Raw genomic sequence first — 18,608 nt, forward strand, 5'->3', positions numbered from 1 at the left:
CCTGTGTCTAAATTAAATAAAAAATTTAATTAAATTCTAATTTGCTTCAAACATGAAGAGGTTTTTATGATTACATATTTAGCTTTACCATCCATATTTGGTGTCGGGTATTTTATCGTCAAAAAATACAATACTCAGGCTGTACTATTCCTTGCCGGTTTAACTATGATTGCTCTAGGGGTTATAAACGGCAATCCTGATTTCTTACCGAAAGGTGGTACGCATACTGGATCGATTGTTGTCGATTTTTTTGAAGTAATTAAGGTCATCTCATCAACCACACTCGCCAAGCTTGGTTTAATTATTATGGCTGTTGGTGGCTTTTCTAAATATATGGGCCATATTGGTGCAGCCAATGCAATGGTTCAGATCGCAACCAAGCCATTATCAGCGGTTAAAAACCCGTATATGGTGCTGGCAATGGCTTATATTATTGGTCAGTTAATTAATATTTTCATTCCAAGTGCAACAGGCCTAGCACTCCTTTTACTTGTTGCGATGTACCCAGTGTTAGTTGGTGTTGGCTGTAATCCTGCTGCTGCGGCAGCGGTTGTTGCGACAACAGGTTGCTTGGATTTGGGACCAGCATCGTCAGCTGCAAATAAAGCTGCAGAAGTTTCAAATATTGATGTTGCCACGTATTTTGCGAGTTATCAGCTTCCTGTCGCGATGGTGGCAATGTTTGTCGTTGCTGCATTGCATTTTGTTTGTCAGCGTTATTTTGATCAAAAAGACGCAGAGAAAGGCATTAAGCACGAGTTTAATCTAGAGACGAAAGAGCAGCGTAAAGCACCGAAATGGTTTGCTATCTTACCTGTGCTTCCTCTTATGCTGCTTCTTACTTTCAGTAAGTTTGCAATCACGTCAGTGAAAATGGACGTTGTAACCGCTATGTTCATTGCGCTATTCGTGTCTATGGCATGTGATTTCCTCTATACCCGCGATGGTAAGACGGTAGCCGCGTCATTGAAAGTGTACTTGGAAGGTATGGGAAATGTATTTGCTGGTGTCGTTACGCTAATCATTGCTGCTCAGGTTTTTGTTACGGGGCTAAAAGCAATTGGTTTTATTGATTTACTTCTAAACTCTGCTGCAAATATGGGGCTAGGATATTCAGCAATGGTAGTGGTGCTAGTCGCGATTATTGTGACGATCACCATGCTATCGGGGTCGGGTAATGCTGCTTTCTTTAGCTTCTCAAACTTGGCACCCGACGTTGCTGCTCAAGTAGGTACCGCGACTGCACATGTTGCGCTGCCTATGCAGTTAGCATCTGGACTAATGCGTTCTGCTTCGCCTGTTGCAGGGGTTGTGATTGCATGTGCTGCTGTTGCGAATGTGTCGCCAATAGAACTCGCTAAGCGTACAGCAATTCCAATGTTAGGTGGATTAGTGACTGTCGTGATTTGTTCACAAGTGTTGGTGTAGGGACGATTAAACAGGCTGGCGAGATCGCTGAGGATCTCGCTTGATCTAATACGTTACCTCGCTGTTAAAAACCTATCTGTTCTTATTTTCTAACTCAGAAGTTATGAAAGAACTTACTTGTTCTCATATCGTGAACATGCCGGAGTACAAATGAATATTGTTGATCGCTTTTTAAGTTACACACGCATTAATACGACAACAAACCGAGAAAATGGTGCCGCTGGCATCATGCCTTCTTCACCGGGTCAAATGGAGCTAGCACGCTTGCTGGTGGCCGAATTAGAGGCGCTGGGACTTGAAGATATTGTCTTACGCGACACTGCCATTTTAACCGCTACGTTACCCGCCAATACAGAGAAAGACATTCCAACGGTTTCTTTTTTCGCCCACTTAGATACCAGCGCTGAGCAAACTAACGACACGAATGCCAAAATCGTTTCTTATCAGGGCGGTGATATTGTTTTAAATTCAGCGTTGGATATTGTCCTTAAAAAGTCAGAGTACCCTGAGATTGAGGCATATGAAGATCAAGAAATCATAGTTACTGATGGCACAAGTTTGCTAGGGGCGGATGATAAGGCGGCTATTGCTGCCATTATGCATGCCCTGCAAGTACTAAAAGCTAACCCTGAAATTGAACATGGTGATGTAAAAGTTGCTTTTGTTCCGGATGAAGAGCAGGGGCTACGTGGTGCAAAGGCATTTGATGTTGAAAGCTTCGGGGCTGATTTTGGTTATACCCTTGATTGCTGCGGTATTGGTGAATTTGTTCATGAGAACTGGAATGCCGGTAATGCGGTTATTACGTTTATAGGCCAATCTGCGCATCCGATGTCAGCCAAAGGTAAGCTGAAGAACTCGCTGTTAATGGCGCATAAGTTTATTGCTATGCTACCGGCTGGTGAGGCCCCTGAGTATACCGAAGGTACTGAGGGTTACTACTGGGTAAAAGAATTGGCTGGTAATAGTGCTAAGACAGTACTGAAAATGGATATCCGTGATTTCAGTCAACAGGGCTATGCCGAGCGTATGGTGTTCTTGCAGAAGCTAGCTGATAGTTGTAAAACGCTATGGGGGGACGTGTGCATTGATATCGAATTATCTGATCGCTACGAGAATGTTGCTAATAGCCTTGAAGGTGACGCTAAATTTCCCATTGAGATTGCTAAAGCGGCTTATGCGCGCAACGACATCACAATGAAAGCCATTCCGATGCGTGGTGGCTATGATGGTGCAGTATTGTCACAGAAGGGACTGCCTTGTCCAAATATCTTCACCGGAGCCCATAACTTCCACTCTATTTATGAATACTTACCAGTAAAATCTTTACAGGCTGCAAGCAATGTCGTGGTTGACGTTATTCGAATTACGGCAGAAGGGAAATATTAAATAGACCCTTTGAGTAAAGCCTGAACTGACGCATATAAAAAAGCCAGCTTAATGCTGGCTTTTATTTATGCTTTGCTAAGTCTTACTACTTTGCAGTAGCTGGCTTAGCATCTTCTGGGTGCCAAGCACCATCTAGATCGTCTAGTTCTGGGAACTTCGAGCGGTCAAATTCAGGCGTTTTACCTGCTTTTAGCTGCGTTTCATAATCTTTGATTACTTTAATTGCTAGCTTAGATAGCATGACCAGTGCAATGATGTTAATCAATGCCATCATACCCATAGAGGCATCTGCTAGGTTCCATACAACCGGTAGAGAAGCAACAGAGCCGAACATCACCATACCTAGTACACACAGACGGAAAGCAAATAGACCTTTCTTCGTGTTGCCGTTTAGGAACATGATGTTTGTTTCAGCGTAGCTGTAGTTCGCAATGATTGAAGAGAAACAGAACAGTAGAATAGCTGCTGCCATGAAGTATGTTGTCCAGCCACCTAACTCGCTTGTTAGAGCTTGTTGAAGTAGACCGATACCTGATGCTGCATCAGGCTGATCCATCACACCACTTAGCATGATCATCGCTGCAGATGCTGTACAGATAACAATGGTATCAACAAATACACCTAGCATCTGAACAAAACCCTGTGAAGCAGGGTGGTTTGGATTTGGCGTTGCACTTGCAGCAACGTTTGCCGCAGAACCCATACCCGCTTCGTTCGAGAATAGACCACGAGCGATACCACTTTGCATTGCTTGAGCGATTGTGTAAGCCACACCACCAGCCGCAGCTTCCTGCCAACCAAATGCATGCTTAACAATCAATGAAAGCACTGCTGGTAGTTGTGTGATGTTCAAAACAACAACGACAAGTGCAATTGCAAGGTAGCCAACAGCCATTACAGGGACAATACGTGCAGAAGCAACTGCGATTTTACGTAAGCCGCCCATAATAAAGAAGGCAGAGAAAGCAACAATAACCACACCCATGATGGTTTGATTAAAACCAAATGAATGACTTAGTGCGTCAGTAATGGTGTTTGCTTGTACTGCATTAAACACAAGACCGAAAGCGATGATCAGGAAGACTGAGAACAGGCTACCCATCCAGCGCATACCTAAGCCTTTTTCCATGTAGTAAGCTGGGCCACCACGGTATTGACCATCAATATCTTTTGTTTTGTAGATCTGAGCCAGTGTTGACTCGATGAACGCTGTTGCCATACCGAATAGGGCAATAACCCACATCCAGAAGATAGCACCAGGGCCACCCACGGTAAGTGCCACAGCAACACCTGCCATGTTACCTGTACCTACGCGAGCCGCCATTGATGTACAAAACACTTGATAAGAGCTAATACCCTCATCAACGTTTTTACCGCTCTTAAGTACAGCGACTGCATGTTTGAATTGGCGAATTTGAATGAAGCCCAAGCGTAAAGTGAAGTACACACCTACTGCAACCAGTAAGTAAACAAGGATTTGGCCCCATAAAACACCATTAACTGCGCCGATAACGGTCATCAAACCGTCATTCAACGAAGTTAACAAAGATTCGTTTGTAACACTCATAGTTTTTTCCTGTAAATGACACCCTGCAATAAAGCTTACTGGGTTAACTGGAACGTCCATTTATATGTCAGTTCATGAATATGATTCTGAATTTATATTTTTTATTACTCATCATTGAGTATCTATGTGTAACGCTATCTAGTTACATTTATGAAACATTGAATCAGTTGTTTCATCTTTAGACGGGGCTGTAAGTTAGCATGAAATATGGCAAAACGCAGTGAGATCAATGTCACGTTTTTTGAATGATTTATATGAGAAATACACTTGCAGTCTATCGTTCTGTATATCTTTACTATTAATATCAGGTTGTTACCTATATCGTTAAAGCTGTACCCGACCTGAAAAAGAAACGTTGTTCAATTGAGTTTTTATCTGAATTTTACACTGCATTAATAATATTTTGCGGAATATTTAACCTTTGTGACTTTTTGTATCTGCTGATTTTCTTAACATTTAACCGTGCGGGTAAGAATTGGTGATGATGTTTGTTCTGTTTCTGGTTTGGTTTTGTTAAATAAAAACCGCATTTGTATGCGGCTTTATATGAGGGTGAATAATAAATGAATATTAATGAAGGTAGGCGGGCGTGATAGCTTGAGCTTGCGTTATGTTCAACTCTTGCGCTTTGAGCTCTTGTCGCGAAGACTTTTGGCTCGTCGAGGCTATTACTGAAAATTGGTGACCGCACAAACATAGGTAGCGGTTATCGGGTGAAACTAAAAACTCTTCATCTTGGCCGCATTGGCTGCACACCGGGTGATTAGACACTATTTACTCCTTATTATAGTTATTAATATGGAGCTAATCATAATCGGTGTTTTTTGAACTTAAAAATGAAGCGTGAATAATATTGGATTGAGGACAAAGTTTGCAACTTTGTCATAAAACTAAATTGTATTTAATAACATAATAGTATAAGCGATAAAAAACCCGCGAGAGCGGGCTTTTATGTTGTATATAGTTCTGCTTTTAATCGCAGAAAGGACGATTAGAAAGAAGTACGCTTATAACGGCGGTATTCTGATTGCCAGAAGTTGTCGTTAATTTTCTCTTTAATACGTTCATCTGTGTTCTTTGATGCTTTCTTCTGCTCTACCGCCTTCTTTGCTACGGCAAAAGCGATTTTACAAGAGACATCTTGAATGTCTTCTAGCGGAGGAAGAAGTGCACCTGAGCCATTAATGGCTAGAGGCGAACATTCAGCAAGCGCACGGCTACTTTCCATTAGCATTTCGTCAGTAACGCGGCTTGCACCGACTGAAAGCACACCTAGACCAATACCTGGGAAGATGTAGCTATTGTTACATTGTGCAATTGGGTAAGTTTTACCATTGTGTACCACAGGTTCGAATGGTGAGCCTGTAGCAACTAGTGCATTACCATCAGTCCAGCGGATCAAATCAGCAGGTGTTGCTTCAACACGGCTTGTTGGATTTGATAGCGGGAAGATGATTGGACGCTCACAGTGGGCGTACATTTCACGGATAACTTCTTCGCTAAACAAACCTGGTACACCTGATACACCAATAAGAATTGTTGGTTTAGCATTACGCATAACATCAAGTAGAGAGATATTGTTATCTTCAGTATCCCACTCATTAATTGTGCTACGGCTTTGAACCAATTTTTTCTGGAAGTTAATCAGGTTCGGCATGTCGTCAACAAGTAAACCCCAGCGATCTACCATGTATACTTGACTACGGGCTTGTGCGTCGCTGATACCTTCAGATACCATTTGGGCAATGATAGCCTCTGCAATACCACAACCAGCAGAACCTGCACCCAAGAACGTGATGCGTTGGTCAGAAAGTTGGCTGCCTGCTGCTTTACATGCTGCAAGTAAAGAACCAACAGTTACTGCTGCTGTACCTTGAATATCATCATTGAAGCAACAAACTTCGTCTTTATAACGTTCAAGTAAAGGCATCGCGTTCTTTTGAGCAAAATCTTCAAATTGAATTAATGCTTCAGGCCAACGCTCTTTAACAGCGGTAATGAATTCATCAACAAAGTTGTCGTATTCTTGACCAGTAATACGAGGGTGACGCCAACCCATATACATAGGATCAGAAAGGCGTTGAGGATTATTCGTACCTACATCCAATACCACAGGTAGGGTGTAGGCTGGGCTAATTCCGCCACAAGCGGTATATAGTGCTAGTTTACCGATAGGAATACCCATACCACCGATACCTTGGTCACCTAAACCAAGAATACGTTCGCCATCAGTTACAACAATAACTTTTACGTTGTGACGAGAAGCGTTATTTAGCATGTCTTCAATGCGATCTCGATTTGGATACGAGATAAATAGACCACGCCCACGGCGGTAAATGTTCGAGAAATCTTCACAAGCCGCGCCAACGGTTGGGGTGTAAATGATAGGCATCATTTCAGAGATGTGGTTTTCAACTAAACGATAGAAAAGCGTTTCGTTGGTATCTTGGATATTACGCAAGTAAATGTGCTTATCCATGTCTTTATCAAACTTTTGATACTGCTGATAAGCACGATCTGTTTGTTCTTCAATCGTCTCGATAGCTTCTGGAAGTAAACCTTCCAAGTTGAAGAACATGCGTTCTTCGACAGAGAATGCACTACCTTTGTTAAGTAAAGGTGTTTCTAGTAACGCAGGACCAGCGTAGGGAATGTAGAGAGGACGTTTATTGTTGTTCATGCAATAGACTCTGTTTCTTTGGTAGACAATATGAGAAAAGCATCGCTGTTTTTCGATTAGGTGTTTATCGTAGATCTACAAGGCTTTTAATTCAAAGGGAAACCGCATATTTTTCGAGAAAGAGATCATGTTTTTTGGTATTTTTTTACAGTCTTTAACACGGTAAAATTTTAATCGTCACTTTTATGTTGTATTTGTTGCGATTTATAATCTTTATGATGAATTTTTAATTCTAGCTTGTTGTTTTTTGTGGTTGGTTTTTGGGTGGTAAATTTAACCTCTCTTGTTTGGTGTGGATATGCTTTGTTTTGTGGGGTTTATGTTTAATTTGTTGCGTTTTGGATCTGATTTAGTTTCCTCTTTGGCTCTACCTTGATCCTTTAACGTTTCAGTATGGTGCCATTTCTCACCAATTTACAACCAACATAAATGTAAAAGAAAACGCCCATCATTCAGTAATGGGCGTTCGTTTATATCTACTCCCTAAATTGACTAGCTGTCGACGACTAGCCACTGCTGAGATAACCAGTAAAACGGCGAGCCATTGCGATGGGGTGCTGTACAGTTTAAACGGTGTCGGCCGTTACCAAGTGGTGCTGGTGGTGAGACGTCGAAAGATGTTTCTGTTTGCCAGTTAACCTCAATTGATTGCCCATTTAAATAGCATTGTAAATGAGGGTAATGTGCCTCACGGGACTCAATCAGTTTGATAGACAGTGGAGGTTGCTGTTGTTGTGTCAGGGGATCGGGTAATTCAGTGAACAGCATCGGTAGTGGGTAAGCGCTGATCTTATGACGTAGTGAGTTTATCGATGCATAGTTACCTGCGGCATTAAATCGTGGTAAAGCCTGCCAATCACTGTTTACGCCGATAGAACCAGATTGCTGACCAAAGGCAATATAGCCTTGTTCTTCAAGCCACTGTTTAAGCTCATTGTTGTATTCACCGTATGGATAGGCAAACAACATGGGTGCCGTACCTATTTCTTCCTTAATACGCTGTTGCGCTGCGTTTATATTGTTTTGGGTTTCAGCTAGCCATTTCTTATTACTAAAAGCCTCACGGACAAGGTAAGCGTGATCCGTGGTGTGATTAGCGATGGTCGCTCCGTTCTCCGCCATTTCTCTTAGTTGTGCCCATGAGCAATAACCTGGGTAATTTTTATCGACAGGATCGGTTGTTGTAAAGACGGTGAACGGATAGCCACGACGTTTGAGTTCTGGGTAGGCATTTTCGCAAACAGAGACAAAACCGTCATCAAATGTTAGCACTAAGCTTTTTTCAGCAAGTGCATCACCTTTTTGTACACGTTTAATGGCATCTGTTAAGTCGACAATCTGGTAACCGCTTGCTTCGAAGTGATCTAGTTGAGCTTTGAATTGCTCAATGGTCGTCGATGTAGAGTTTGGTGTGTCATCAGCGATATGGTGGTAGAGCAGAATATTAAGCGGCTTAGCACTCGCTGTTGAGGCGAGAGAGAACCAACAGAGGGATAATAGAAAAACAGTACGAATAAAAGTGGTCATATTACTTACTTGTCGAGAAAAATATTGTTGTTTGGCCTCTAGTGCTTATCGAGGCGTCGGCATTGTACTCATCTCATACAGGAATAAAACTGCCTATGGTTATTTTTCTTCTAGAATGGAACTCACTGCTCACTTCAAGTTTATTTACAAAATGGTTTTACTCATCGATAAATCATCAAAAGCATTTTTAAGCTTATGACTTTGCTGAATTATATATGAATTAATAATTCAATCATTAACGTTAGATTGTCACTAGAATAACAAGCCTTCAAATTAAAAAGATAATCAAGGACGATTTAATGACTGGAATACGTCAACTCCATATTGGTATAACTTTGGCACTGGCCATTTCAATATTTGGTGCTTTTGTTTTAGAGCAAGGCGTGTACCTACGGCTTCTGCTGGGCTTAGCGTTAGGCATTGCTTTAACAAAAGGGGCAATTGGGTTTGCTGGAAGCATTAATAGGGCATATAGAAGGGGCTCGACCCAGTTACTTCAGACCCTCATGCTCCTTTTTGTTGCGACAGCCATTATCAATGCTGGGCTATTATATGGTTCAGATCCGGGTACCTACAATTTGTGGATTAACCCGATTAACATTGGCTTAATCGTCGGTGGCTTAATGTTCGGCTTTGGCATGACATTATCGAGCTGCTGTGCATCAGGTGTAATGGTTGAAATGGTAAGCGATGTGCCACGTGCTTTAACAACCTTAGTCGCATTTGGTTTTGGTGTGTTTATTGGTTTTCCAATTCAATCTAGCTCGCCGTTAGTGACGGAAACGCTTTTCTCTACTGTGAGCTACGAAGGGCAGGGCGTATTTTTACCTGACTTGTTTGCATGGGGGCCATTGAACGGTTATTTGATGTCGATTTTGGTCACTATTGCTTTTGCCACTATAACTATCAAGCTTGCTAAAAAGTATGAGAATAAGCGAAAGCAAGATGGGACATATTTGGGCGTCGATGCTGAGCATAATCGTGAACCAAGCAAATTAGGTGAAAGTAATATTGAGCGCTTTTCTTGGCTTCGTTCTTTGTGGAGCATGAACACTGCTGCTTTAGTCATTGCAGTAATATTTGGTGTGATGATGGCGACAACATCATCTGGCTGGGGCGCTTCATCACCATTTGGGTTTTGGTTTGGTAAGCTGCTACTTACTTTTGGTGTCGGAATTGAAACTATCACTGACTTTACAGGTCGCCCCCAGCAAGTGTTTACAACGCCATTTTTAGAACACGGTGTATCAGTACAAAATGCCGGTATTTTGCTAGGCACATTGATAGCAGTGTTATGGATAGGAAAGTTTAGCTCGCCATGTAAAACCCGTTACTCATTCAAGCAGTATTTATTGTTTGCATTGGGCGGTGTACTAATGGGGTTGGGTACACGTTTTGCGAATGGTTGTAATGTTGGTGCCTTGTATACCCCGATTGCAAATTTCTCGCTGTCTGGCTGGATATTCTTCGCGACCATTGTTGCTGGTGGCATTATGGGTAATCAGTTCGCTAGAAAGGTAAAGTTAATTGCTGCAGCTCCGGCATGCCAGTTAAAAAGTGCGCCAAGCACACCTTAATACTACCGTTGTAAACATAAAAAACGAATAAATAGGCTGGTAGGTTACTCTTTCTAGTTAATACTTAAGAAGTCGTTTTTACGCTTTTTTTACGCGAAGGTGGGAGTGGTATTTGGTAGAGTGCCACTCTCTGTTATTTCTTCTGGCTTTTTCCTTATGACAACGTATTGGCATCAGAATCGCTATTTTGTTTCCTTAACTGTTTTTGCTGCTGCGCTTTTAGTGTCTTTGGGTATTGAACGATGGTTGGGGTCTACCATTGCGGTTTTACTCATACTCCAACTCTCTATTGTAGTGATTGCGCTCCAATGCCATTCTCCTATCGCATATATTGCGGCTGTTATAGAAGCGTTGAGCTTCAATTTTCTGTTTACGACACCACGCTACTCTCTACAGATGTTCCATCTGGACGATATCATCAATCTGGTTGTGTTTATTATTGTGGCCTTCACGACCAGTCAATTGGCCGAGCGTTATCGACGTCAGCAAGGTGAGCTTAAACAGGCCAAATTACGCAATCAAATTTTACTCTCGGTATCTCATGATTTACGAACACCTCTTGCTGGTATTATCGGTAATTTAACTACTCTGAAAGAGTATATGCCTCAACTGAGTGAGGCTGAGAAACATGAGCTACTTGATAGTGCGACAACAGAGAGCCATCGCTTACATCAATATATTGAAAACCTACTACAGGCGACAAAATTGCAGCACGGTGCGATGGTGGTTAGAAAAAACCAAGAATCGCTTATCCATATATTAAATAACACCATTGCTCGTTTTTCCTTGCCTCCAGGACGGATTATCGTCGGTGTTGATGGCGCTATTGGTCTTGTAACAGTCAGTAGTTCGTTAATTGAGCAAGCATTGTTCAATATATTGGATAACGCACTACGTTATTCATCTAATGAAGACCCCGTGACTGTGGCTGTGTTCCAGCAAACACATACTGTTGTTATTGATATCATTAATAAGGGAAAATCGCTGACTGATAGGGAAGCAGAGCGTATCTTTGATCTTTTCTATACAGGAGAGGAAACGAAAACAACCGACTCTGGTTCAGGGCTTGGGCTTGCTGTTGCTAAAGGTGTGATCAACGCTCACCACGGTACGATTGAATGTATTGTTGTGCCTCAAGGTTGTCAGATACGCATTTGCTTACCTTCCAGTAATTAAGGATATTCACTATGAACTATAAAATTCTGGTTGTGGACGACGAACCACAAATTCACACCTTTATTCGAATATCACTGGCCGCTGAGGGGTTTGAGTATATTGGTGCCGATACTATTTGTACGGCTAAACAGAAAATTGATGAACATGCTCCTCATGTCATTGTATTAGACCTTGGTTTACCAGACGGCGATGGTATAAGTTTGCTTCAAACGATACGCCAATCTGCCAAAACCCCCGTACTTATTTTAACGGCACGTGATAAAGAAGATGAGAAAATTCGCCTATTAGAGGCAGGGGCTAATGACTATTTAAGTAAACCTTTTGGTATTCGAGAATTGATCGTTCGAATTAAAGTATTAGTTCGTGATTTAGTAGATGAAATTGAGCAACTAGATACTCAATGTTTTGGAGAATTAACCGTAAGAAAAAGCACCAACCAAACTTGGCTCGGTGAAACTGAAATCATGCTCACAAAAAAAGAGTTTGCGTTCATTGAAATGCTAATCAGTAATGCTGGGCGACTCGTTAAACAAACAGAGTTACTCGAGAAAATTTGGGGTAAAAGCCATATTGAGGATACCCATTACTTGCGCATCCTTGTGAGTCAATTACGTAAAAAACTCAATGACAGTGCCGATGAACAGCAGGTAATTAAGACGGAATCGGGTTTAGGTTATCGCTTGGTGTCATCAGGTGTGGACCGTGTTTAATACTCTCGATCAGATTTTGGACTGCCCCGACGATGTTATTCCCATATTTTAAAAAATAATAAAGGCTATGTTATGGCACATTTTACTGTGATTGGTTTGGGGCGATTTGGTGTAGCGGCAAGCCTAGAGTTAATTACTCTTGGACATACAGTGACAGGGGTAGATATAAACCCGAAACTTGTGGAGAAATACGTTGAAGATCTTACCCAAGCAGTTATTTGTGATTCAACCGATGAGAGTGGGCTAAGGGAGCTAGATTTAGCTAATAGTGACGCTGTTTTAGTTGCTATTGGCGAAGATATGCAGTCCAGCCTGCTATGTACATTGGCTTTAAAAAACGTGGGGGTGAAAGAAATATGGGTGAAAGCCAGCACTAAGGCTCATCATACGATTGTGTCTAAACTCGGAGTCCAGCGAATTATTCACCCTGAAGAGGAGATGGGGGTCCGTGTAGCACAAGCGCTAAATTACCCAATGGTCAATAATTACCTCTCTATTGGGCATGGTCTCTACGTTGTCGAGATTCACATAAAACCAGCTTTACATGAAGCGCTTCTATTACAGGTGCTGGGTGATGCAAAAAGTCGTGTGAAAACTGTAATGGTCAAGCGTGAACAACTTGTATTAACTGATATTAAAGAGAGCTTCGTACTTAAAGCCAACGATATAGTTTTGCTTTGTGGTACGCAGGTTGAACTCAAATCTTTAGCGCCAAGGTTGGTGTAGCATGGTGTTGTGGCATCCTTCCGTATCACCGGTTGAACGTAAGCCTAAAGCTGGTAAGAAGATACTCGCAGCCCCCCCACTTATTTTAAGTGGTAGTTTTCTATTCTTGATTTTGTTAGGAGCTGTATTACTAAAATTACCGATAGCAACCCATGAGCCCATTAGTTGGATTCAGAGTTTATTTACGGCTACTTCTGCTATTACCGTGACAGGGTTAGCTGTTGTTGATACTGGGACGCAATTTACCCTGTTTGGCCAGACAGTCATCGCCTTACTGATTCAGTTTGGTGGGCTGGGTTTGATGACTTTTGCCATTGTGACCTTGATTACCCTTGGTGGTAAAATCGGTTTTCTGGAGCGTATTGTCGCTAAAGAAGCGTTCAATCAGACAGACTCTTCAACTTTAGTTGCGACGGCTAAATCGGTACTTGTGTTTGCTCTGGTTGTTGAACTGGTTGGAGTGGCTATCTTGAGCACTTATTGGAGTGCAGAGTTAGGCTGGCAAACCAGCTTATTTCATGGTTTCTTTTACACTATTAGTGCATTCAATAATGCTGGATTCGCATTGAGTGCGGATAGCTTAGTGCCTTATGTCGATGACCCTGTTGTTAACCTGACCATTACAGGGCTCTTTATTGTCGGTGGCCTGGGGTTCTCTGTTTGGTTGGATTTGAAACGCCACCGTTGTTGGTCAAAACTAACGGTGTACAGCCGAATGATGATTATCGGTACGGTTATCATTAATGCGCTGGCACTTATTGCCATTTACCTGATTGAATATGATAACCCCAATACATTAGCGCCATTGAGCGAAACAGGGAAGTGGCTTGCTTCTTGGTTTCAGGCTGTAACGCCTAGAACTGCAGGGTTTAATACGTTAGCTATAGACCAACTCGAAGATGCCACGACCTCGATTATGTTGGTGCTGATGTTTATTGGTGGTGGTTCATTAAGTACTGCAAGTGGTATAAAAGTAGTCACTTTAATGGTGCTAATCTTATCTACTTATGGCTATTTGAGGCGTGACGAACAAGTTTATGTATTTAAACGTGAAATCGCAAAAGAGACTATAAGTAAGGCCGTCGCGCTCACTATGATATCGGTGGGAGTGACATGGATGGCTATTTTTGCCTTATTGCTGAGTGAAAATGCACCAATGGTCGATATTGTGTTTGAGGCGGTATCGGCGCTCGGAACTGTGGGGTTATCTCGCGGGCTAACAAGCAGCCTTTCAACATCTGGCGAGTTCATTATTATACTTCTGATGTTTATCGGCAGGTTGGGGCCGCTGACACTGGCGTACTTTTTGGCAAGCCCGAGAAGTAAAAAACTACGCTACGCAGAAACAAAATTGGCGGTCGGTTAAGTGCTATCGTTTTTCAACCAATCTCTGCTACTGCAATAGAGCCTACCTTACTTCGGCAATCAACGGTCGTTTTAAAATCAACTTCATGGCGCTCTTAATGCTCTTTGTATCGCTAAAGCAGTCAACGCATTGTTTCCATATGTGGACGAGTTTAGTGGGATTTGACGTTGAAAATTATATATATTGTCGGTGCTACCAAGCTAAATAAGGATGATAAGAATAATGAAATTAGATGCTATCTTATGGGATTATGACGGAACAATAGTCAATTCTGTCCCTAAAAACATAGATATTACAAAGAGCATTTTATCCATTGTAGCCCCCAATTTAACAGGAGATAACCTTCCTCAATGCCTACAGTGTGAGACGGCGTATCATGAAGCAAATCATGCTGCGAAAAACTGGCAAGATCTCTATGTTAATTACTATGGCATGACCGAAGATGAAATGCTGGCGGCAGGATCGTTATGGGCTGAACACCAGTTAAGCAATACCACCTCTGTAAAACTGTTTACTGGAGTGGATGACGCGGTACGCAGTTTATCTTCTGTCGCTCATGGGATCTGCTCTCAAAACTCTTCAAAGAATATATTAAATGTTTTATCTGAGGCTCAGGTTGATGCCTATTTTAACGCTGTAATAGGTTATGACGATGTGTCGCAACATGGCCAAAAACCATCACCGGAGGGTGGTTTAAAATGCCTAGACCAATTGTTTGATAGCCCTGAAAATAAGACCATTATGTATGTTGGTGACCATGAAGCCGATGTGCAATTTGCTCGAAACCTGCAATTTTCATTAGGTCAAAAGTCTACCGTCATTTCTGTCGCAGTGGCTTACAGCGGTGCAGCGCCTGAACGTTGGGAGGTGAAGCCTGACTTTATCATTCGCTCTCCATGCGAACTTACTACCATTTGTGAGCAGTTTTTATAATCAGGCATCGGTAAAGTCATCATTTGCAAATGATGACTATTTTTTATTTTTCTGCCTAGTTGGATATTCTTCGCGACATAACTTCGAACAAAAATAGATCAATGAACTTTCGGCCATACAGGCTTGGTCAAGCTAGCGAATTGTACTTTTAAATTGTGTTAGATATGGATGATATTATTTATTATCGAAGCTTTGCCTAGTTACTTAAGTTACGCATAACAATGGTTTATGAAGCGTGGTGTGAGTATAAAAATCAGCTACGGAATTGATTCGGGAATATGAGTGTCAAAATGACCGACAATCGTAGAGTAACTAGAATGTTTGAAAGGTTAGGTTATAAAGGTAATGGAGACACGACGAGAGGTGAGTTCAATATTGGGCGCATATTTATTGTACCTGTTATCTTTTTGCTTACTGCATGTGCGTCGCCTGCCGCTAGGAATTCCTCGCCAGATTCGGAATTCCTTAATCCTTTGGGTACTCCTCAGCTAAGATTTTGGGATGCTTTTCCCGGCCATACTAGCAATTATTATATTAATGATGAGTTTGATTTGTTGCTCGCTAATAAGCAAGAGGGAGAACCAATAAACCATCTTGCACTATCTGGTGGTGGGATTAATGGTGCACTTTCTGCCGGAATTCTTAATGCTTGGACTGAGCGTGGTGATCGTCCTGAATTTGATATAGTCAGTGGGGTATCAACTGGGGCTTTGGTTTCGGTGTTTGCTTATCTTGGTCATGAGTATGACGCTGAGTTGCGCTATTACTATACTGAAACCCCACCAGAGGAAATGTTTCGACGAAACTCGATTTTTCGGACTATCTCTCAAAACTCGCTCGTAGATACAGCTGGATTCGAGGGAAAGGTACGCAGCGTTATTAATGACCAAATGTTACGCGATCTTGCCAAGGAAAGGGAAAGAGGGAGGATACTCCTTATTGGAACTACGAACCTTGATAATGAAAAAATGGCAATATGGGATATAGGTAATATTGCCAAAGTTGGAACCCACGAGGCAAAGGCGTTGATTCAGGATGTGATTATCGCGAGTAGTTCAATCCCTGGGGCATTCCCCGCGAAACTTATCCAGATAGAAGATGGGGTAGAGCGATACGATGAATTACATGTCGACGGTGGCGTTTCGCGACAGGTGTTTTTAATTCCGCAATGGTTGCGCCATCAGTTGGAGTATACACCTCGAGAACGAACAATTTATCTGATTCGAAACGGAGAACTGAAACCTCGCTTTAGAAATGTTGAAAATGATCTTGCTGACATATCCTCTAGCTCTATATCCACACTTATCCGTAATCAAGGTGTGGGAGATGTAGAATATATTTACCATCATGCGGCGGAACATCAGCTGAACTTTATGCTTGCTTATATTGATGAAGACTTCGAGCGAAAAGTACCTGAGTCAGAGTACCTTAGGTACATGCAGTCGTTATATCAATATGGTTATCAGAAAACGTTGGATGGCGAACTTTGGGTAGATATCCCACCGAGCATTGGCGAATGAGGTCACCAACTCCATTGATGATGTTACTACTTAGGTTTTAGTTAAGTGGGACTTCATGCTTAACCGTCTAAATAATTTCAATTGAACAATAAAACCCACCGAAGTGGGTTTTATCTTTAAAGAACAAGTTTCAAAGTATTGAAAAGTTACCGAGTAGGCACTTTTTATTACTTCATGCTATCAACTTGCTTTTGTAGTGCATCGATTTGCTTCAGTTTATTTTGAAGCCCAAGTGACTGTGAGCTAATACTTGCAGGGTTTAACATTGTACCTGTTTGCATTGGGTAGCCCGGTAGTGTTTCAAAGAAATCTGCAATCACATCTTGAATCGGAACAAATAACCACATGTTGTCGGCCATCCAGCGCATGTACATTTCAGACTCATGCGGTGCTTTCTCAAATGGGTCTGCACGTAAGTGTATAATTTGCGGCCAGTTCGGAGTGAAACGTACAGCATCTACGATACTACCTTCCATGACAGCAAAGTTCAGTTTCCAGTCGTTCCAGCGAATGGCATTTAGCTCACCATTTGCACTAAAGTACATTAGCGAGTCTCGTGGACCTTCGTCGGCTTTACCCTCGAAAAATGGCTTGAAGTTATAACCGTCAATGTGAACTTTCCAGTCCTTGCCATTTGCGGTATAGCCTTCGGCTAGCTTCTCTTTTACACCATCAACGCCAGCTGCGGCTAAAAGCGTTGGTAGCCAATCTTGGTGAGCCATCATGTCATTGATTTTAGAACCCGGTTCAATCACACCCGGCCAGCGAACAAGTTGAGGAACGCGCATACCGCCTTCCCAAGTTGTGCCTTTTTCGCCATAGAATGGGGTTGCACCGCCATCAGGCCAAGTAACTGTTTCTGCACCGTTGTCGGTAGAGTAGATAACGATAGTGTTATCAGCGACACCTAAATCATCAAGTTTATCAAGCAGAATACCAACTTGGTCATCGTGTTCCATCATACCATCAGCGTAAATACTGACGCCTGATATACCTTGGTACTTCTCTTGTAGGCGTGTCCAAACGTGCATACGTGTGGTGTTATGCCAAATGAAGAAAGGCTTATCCGCTTTGACGGCTTTTTCCATGAAGGCCAATGAAGTTTCTAGGAACTCTTCATCGGCATGCTCCATACGTTTACGGGTCATTGGGCCTGTATCTTCGATTTTGCCATCGGCATAAGACTTGATAACGCCACGAGGACCGTATGTTTTACGGAATTCAGGATCTTGCGGGTAGTAGTAAGACTCTGGCTCTTCTTCCGCATTCAGGTGGTAAAGGTTACCGAAAAATTCGTCAAAACCATGATTGGTTGGCAGGTGTTTATCTTGATCACCAAGGTGGTTCTTACCAAACTGAGCGGTCATATAGCCTTGATCTTTTAACAAGTCAGCTATTGTTGGCGCCCAATCAGGGATCCCATGATCTGAACCAGGCATCCCGATTGTTAGAAGGCCGGTACGAAATGGCTCTTGGCCAGTGATGAAAGCTGCGCGTCCAGCAGTACAAGACTGTTGACCATAATGATCGGTAAACAATGCACCTTCATTAGCAATGCGGTCAATATTTGGGGTTTCATAACCCATCATGCCTTGGTTATAGGCACTGATATTCCAGTAACCCACATCATCGCCAAAAATAGCCAGTATGTTGGGTTGATCAGCAGCCACTGCTGCACCTGTGGTGGCTAATAAACTGACGCTTACTGCTACCTTGCTTAAATGATTCGTCATAGAGAATGCATCCAACCTAATTGATGATAAATAAAGTGTTAAATAGATCAAGCTGTTGAAGCCACAAGGATCGAGTTAACAATTTGGATAAAACACCGAGGGCGTTTGTTGGTTGTAAATTTAATGCGAGGAAAGCGTGATGTCGCTTTATAGTCACTATAACCATTCGTTATAAGGATGTATTAACTGTATGTTTTGTAATGGTTTTGTGCACTTTATTTTGTTGTAAAAGATGTTGGTTTGTCGATAGTGTGAACTAGGTCGAGGTTCGAAGGT

Annotated in this window: 14 protein-coding genes; 9 read left to right on the top strand and 5 right to left on the bottom strand. The window is 42.2% G+C overall.

Annotation, left to right across the window (positions count from 1 at the left end; translation table 11 throughout):
- Positions 1–66: 66 nt before the first annotated feature.
- Both dcuC and pepT read left to right on the top strand, forming a co-directional pair.
- The gene (dcuC, locus tag L4D09_RS16905) at positions 67–1,428 is read left to right on the top strand and encodes a C4-dicarboxylate transporter DcuC (protein WP_428458687.1); all 1,362 of its coding nucleotides are present in this window, start codon (positions 67–69) and stop codon (positions 1,426–1,428) included.
- Between the two features lie 150 nt (positions 1,429–1,578).
- The gene (gene pepT, locus L4D09_RS16910) at positions 1,579–2,817 is read left to right on the top strand and encodes a peptidase T (RefSeq protein WP_428458688.1); all 1,239 of its coding nucleotides are present in this window, start codon (positions 1,579–1,581) and stop codon (positions 2,815–2,817) included.
- Between the two features lie 85 nt (positions 2,818–2,902).
- On the opposite strand, the gene L4D09_RS16915 is transcribed toward pepT, so the two are convergent.
- From L4D09_RS16915 to L4D09_RS16930, 4 genes are all read right to left on the bottom strand, one after another.
- Positions 2,903–4,384 (bottom strand): alanine/glycine:cation symporter family protein, encoded by a 1,482-nt coding sequence (locus L4D09_RS16915; protein ID WP_428458689.1) that lies wholly within the window; start codon positions 4,382–4,384, stop codon positions 2,903–2,905.
- 570 nt (positions 4,385–4,954) lie between these two features.
- A complete protein-coding gene (locus L4D09_RS16920; RefSeq protein WP_428458690.1) occupies positions 4,955–5,155 on the bottom strand; it encodes a hypothetical protein in 201 nt (66 codons plus the stop codon).
- A gap of 220 nt (positions 5,156–5,375) precedes the next feature.
- Positions 5,376–7,064 (bottom strand): NAD-dependent malic enzyme, encoded by a 1,689-nt coding sequence (locus L4D09_RS16925; RefSeq protein ID WP_428458691.1) that lies wholly within the window; start codon positions 7,062–7,064, stop codon positions 5,376–5,378.
- A 492-nt stretch (positions 7,065–7,556) separates the two neighbouring features.
- Positions 7,557–8,591, bottom strand: coding sequence for a polysaccharide deacetylase family protein (locus L4D09_RS16930; protein WP_428458692.1), 1,035 nt, complete (start codon positions 8,589–8,591; stop codon positions 7,557–7,559).
- Between the two features lie 299 nt (positions 8,592–8,890).
- Here L4D09_RS16930 and L4D09_RS16935 point away from each other — a divergent pair, with 299 nt between their 5' ends.
- The 7 genes from L4D09_RS16935 (at position 8,891) to L4D09_RS16965 (ending at position 16,599) form a co-directional block, all read left to right on the top strand.
- Positions 8,891–10,168 carry a YeeE/YedE family protein gene (locus L4D09_RS16935; protein WP_428458693.1) on the top strand — a complete coding sequence of 426 codons (1,278 nt, stop codon included), beginning with the start codon at positions 8,891–8,893 and terminating at the stop codon, positions 10,166–10,168.
- 156 nt (positions 10,169–10,324) lie between these two features.
- The gene (locus L4D09_RS16940; RefSeq protein WP_428458737.1) at positions 10,325–11,344 is read left to right on the top strand and encodes a sensor histidine kinase; all 1,020 of its coding nucleotides are present in this window, start codon (positions 10,325–10,327) and stop codon (positions 11,342–11,344) included.
- An 11-nt stretch (positions 11,345–11,355) separates the two neighbouring features.
- On the top strand, positions 11,356–12,054 hold the full coding sequence (locus L4D09_RS16945; RefSeq protein WP_428458694.1) for a response regulator transcription factor: 699 nt from the start codon (positions 11,356–11,358) through the stop codon (positions 12,052–12,054).
- A 72-nt stretch (positions 12,055–12,126) separates the two neighbouring features.
- A complete protein-coding gene (locus tag L4D09_RS16950) occupies positions 12,127–12,780 on the top strand; it encodes a potassium channel family protein (RefSeq protein ID WP_428458695.1) in 654 nt (217 codons plus the stop codon).
- Between the two features lies 1 nt (position 12,781).
- Positions 12,782–14,146, top strand: coding sequence for a TrkH family potassium uptake protein (locus tag L4D09_RS16955; RefSeq protein ID WP_428458696.1), 1,365 nt, complete (start codon positions 12,782–12,784; stop codon positions 14,144–14,146).
- A gap of 222 nt (positions 14,147–14,368) precedes the next feature.
- Positions 14,369–15,079 carry an HAD family hydrolase gene (locus tag L4D09_RS16960; RefSeq protein WP_428458697.1) on the top strand — a complete coding sequence of 237 codons (711 nt, stop codon included), beginning with the start codon at positions 14,369–14,371 and terminating at the stop codon, positions 15,077–15,079.
- Between the two features lie 290 nt (positions 15,080–15,369).
- Positions 15,370–16,599 carry a patatin-like phospholipase family protein gene (locus L4D09_RS16965; RefSeq protein WP_428458698.1) on the top strand — a complete coding sequence of 410 codons (1,230 nt, stop codon included), beginning with the start codon at positions 15,370–15,372 and terminating at the stop codon, positions 16,597–16,599.
- 167 nt (positions 16,600–16,766) lie between these two features.
- Here the strand turns inward: L4D09_RS16965 and L4D09_RS16970 are convergent, their stop codons facing one another.
- On the bottom strand, positions 16,767–18,332 hold the full coding sequence (locus L4D09_RS16970) for an arylsulfatase (protein ID WP_428458699.1): 1,566 nt from the start codon (positions 18,330–18,332) through the stop codon (positions 16,767–16,769).
- Between the last annotated feature and the right edge of the window lie 276 nt (positions 18,333–18,608).

The sequence above is a fragment of the Photobacterium makurazakiensis genome, assembly GCF_050336715.1.
GTDB lineage: Bacteria > Pseudomonadota > Gammaproteobacteria > Enterobacterales > Vibrionaceae > Photobacterium > Photobacterium makurazakiensis.

Bases quoted from the DNA above. Each gene is read 5' to 3' on its own strand.
- L4D09_RS16930 (WP_428458692.1), bottom strand. From the start codon at position 8,591: ATGACCACTTTTATTCGTACTGTTTTTCTATTATCCCTCTGTTGGTTC.
- L4D09_RS16945 (WP_428458694.1), top strand. From the start codon at position 11,356: ATGAACTATAAAATTCTGGTTGTGGACGACGAACCACAAATTCACACC.
- L4D09_RS16925 (WP_428458691.1), bottom strand. From the start codon at position 7,064: ATGAACAACAATAAACGTCCTCTCTACATTCCCTACGCTGGTCCTGCG.
- L4D09_RS16970 (WP_428458699.1), bottom strand. From the start codon at position 18,332: ATGACGAATCATTTAAGCAAGGTAGCAGTAAGCGTCAGTTTATTAGCC.
- pepT (WP_428458688.1), top strand. From the start codon at position 1,579: ATGAATATTGTTGATCGCTTTTTAAGTTACACACGCATTAATACGACA.
- L4D09_RS16955 (WP_428458696.1), top strand. From the start codon at position 12,782: ATGGTGTTGTGGCATCCTTCCGTATCACCGGTTGAACGTAAGCCTAAA.
- L4D09_RS16935 (WP_428458693.1), top strand. From the start codon at position 8,891: ATGACTGGAATACGTCAACTCCATATTGGTATAACTTTGGCACTGGCC.
- dcuC (WP_428458687.1), top strand. From the start codon at position 67: ATGATTACATATTTAGCTTTACCATCCATATTTGGTGTCGGGTATTTT.
- L4D09_RS16960 (WP_428458697.1), top strand. From the start codon at position 14,369: ATGAAATTAGATGCTATCTTATGGGATTATGACGGAACAATAGTCAAT.
- L4D09_RS16915 (WP_428458689.1), bottom strand. From the start codon at position 4,384: ATGAGTGTTACAAACGAATCTTTGTTAACTTCGTTGAATGACGGTTTG.
- L4D09_RS16940 (WP_428458737.1), top strand. From the start codon at position 10,325: ATGACAACGTATTGGCATCAGAATCGCTATTTTGTTTCCTTAACTGTT.
- L4D09_RS16950 (WP_428458695.1), top strand. From the start codon at position 12,127: ATGGCACATTTTACTGTGATTGGTTTGGGGCGATTTGGTGTAGCGGCA.
- L4D09_RS16965 (WP_428458698.1), top strand. From the start codon at position 15,370: ATGACCGACAATCGTAGAGTAACTAGAATGTTTGAAAGGTTAGGTTAT.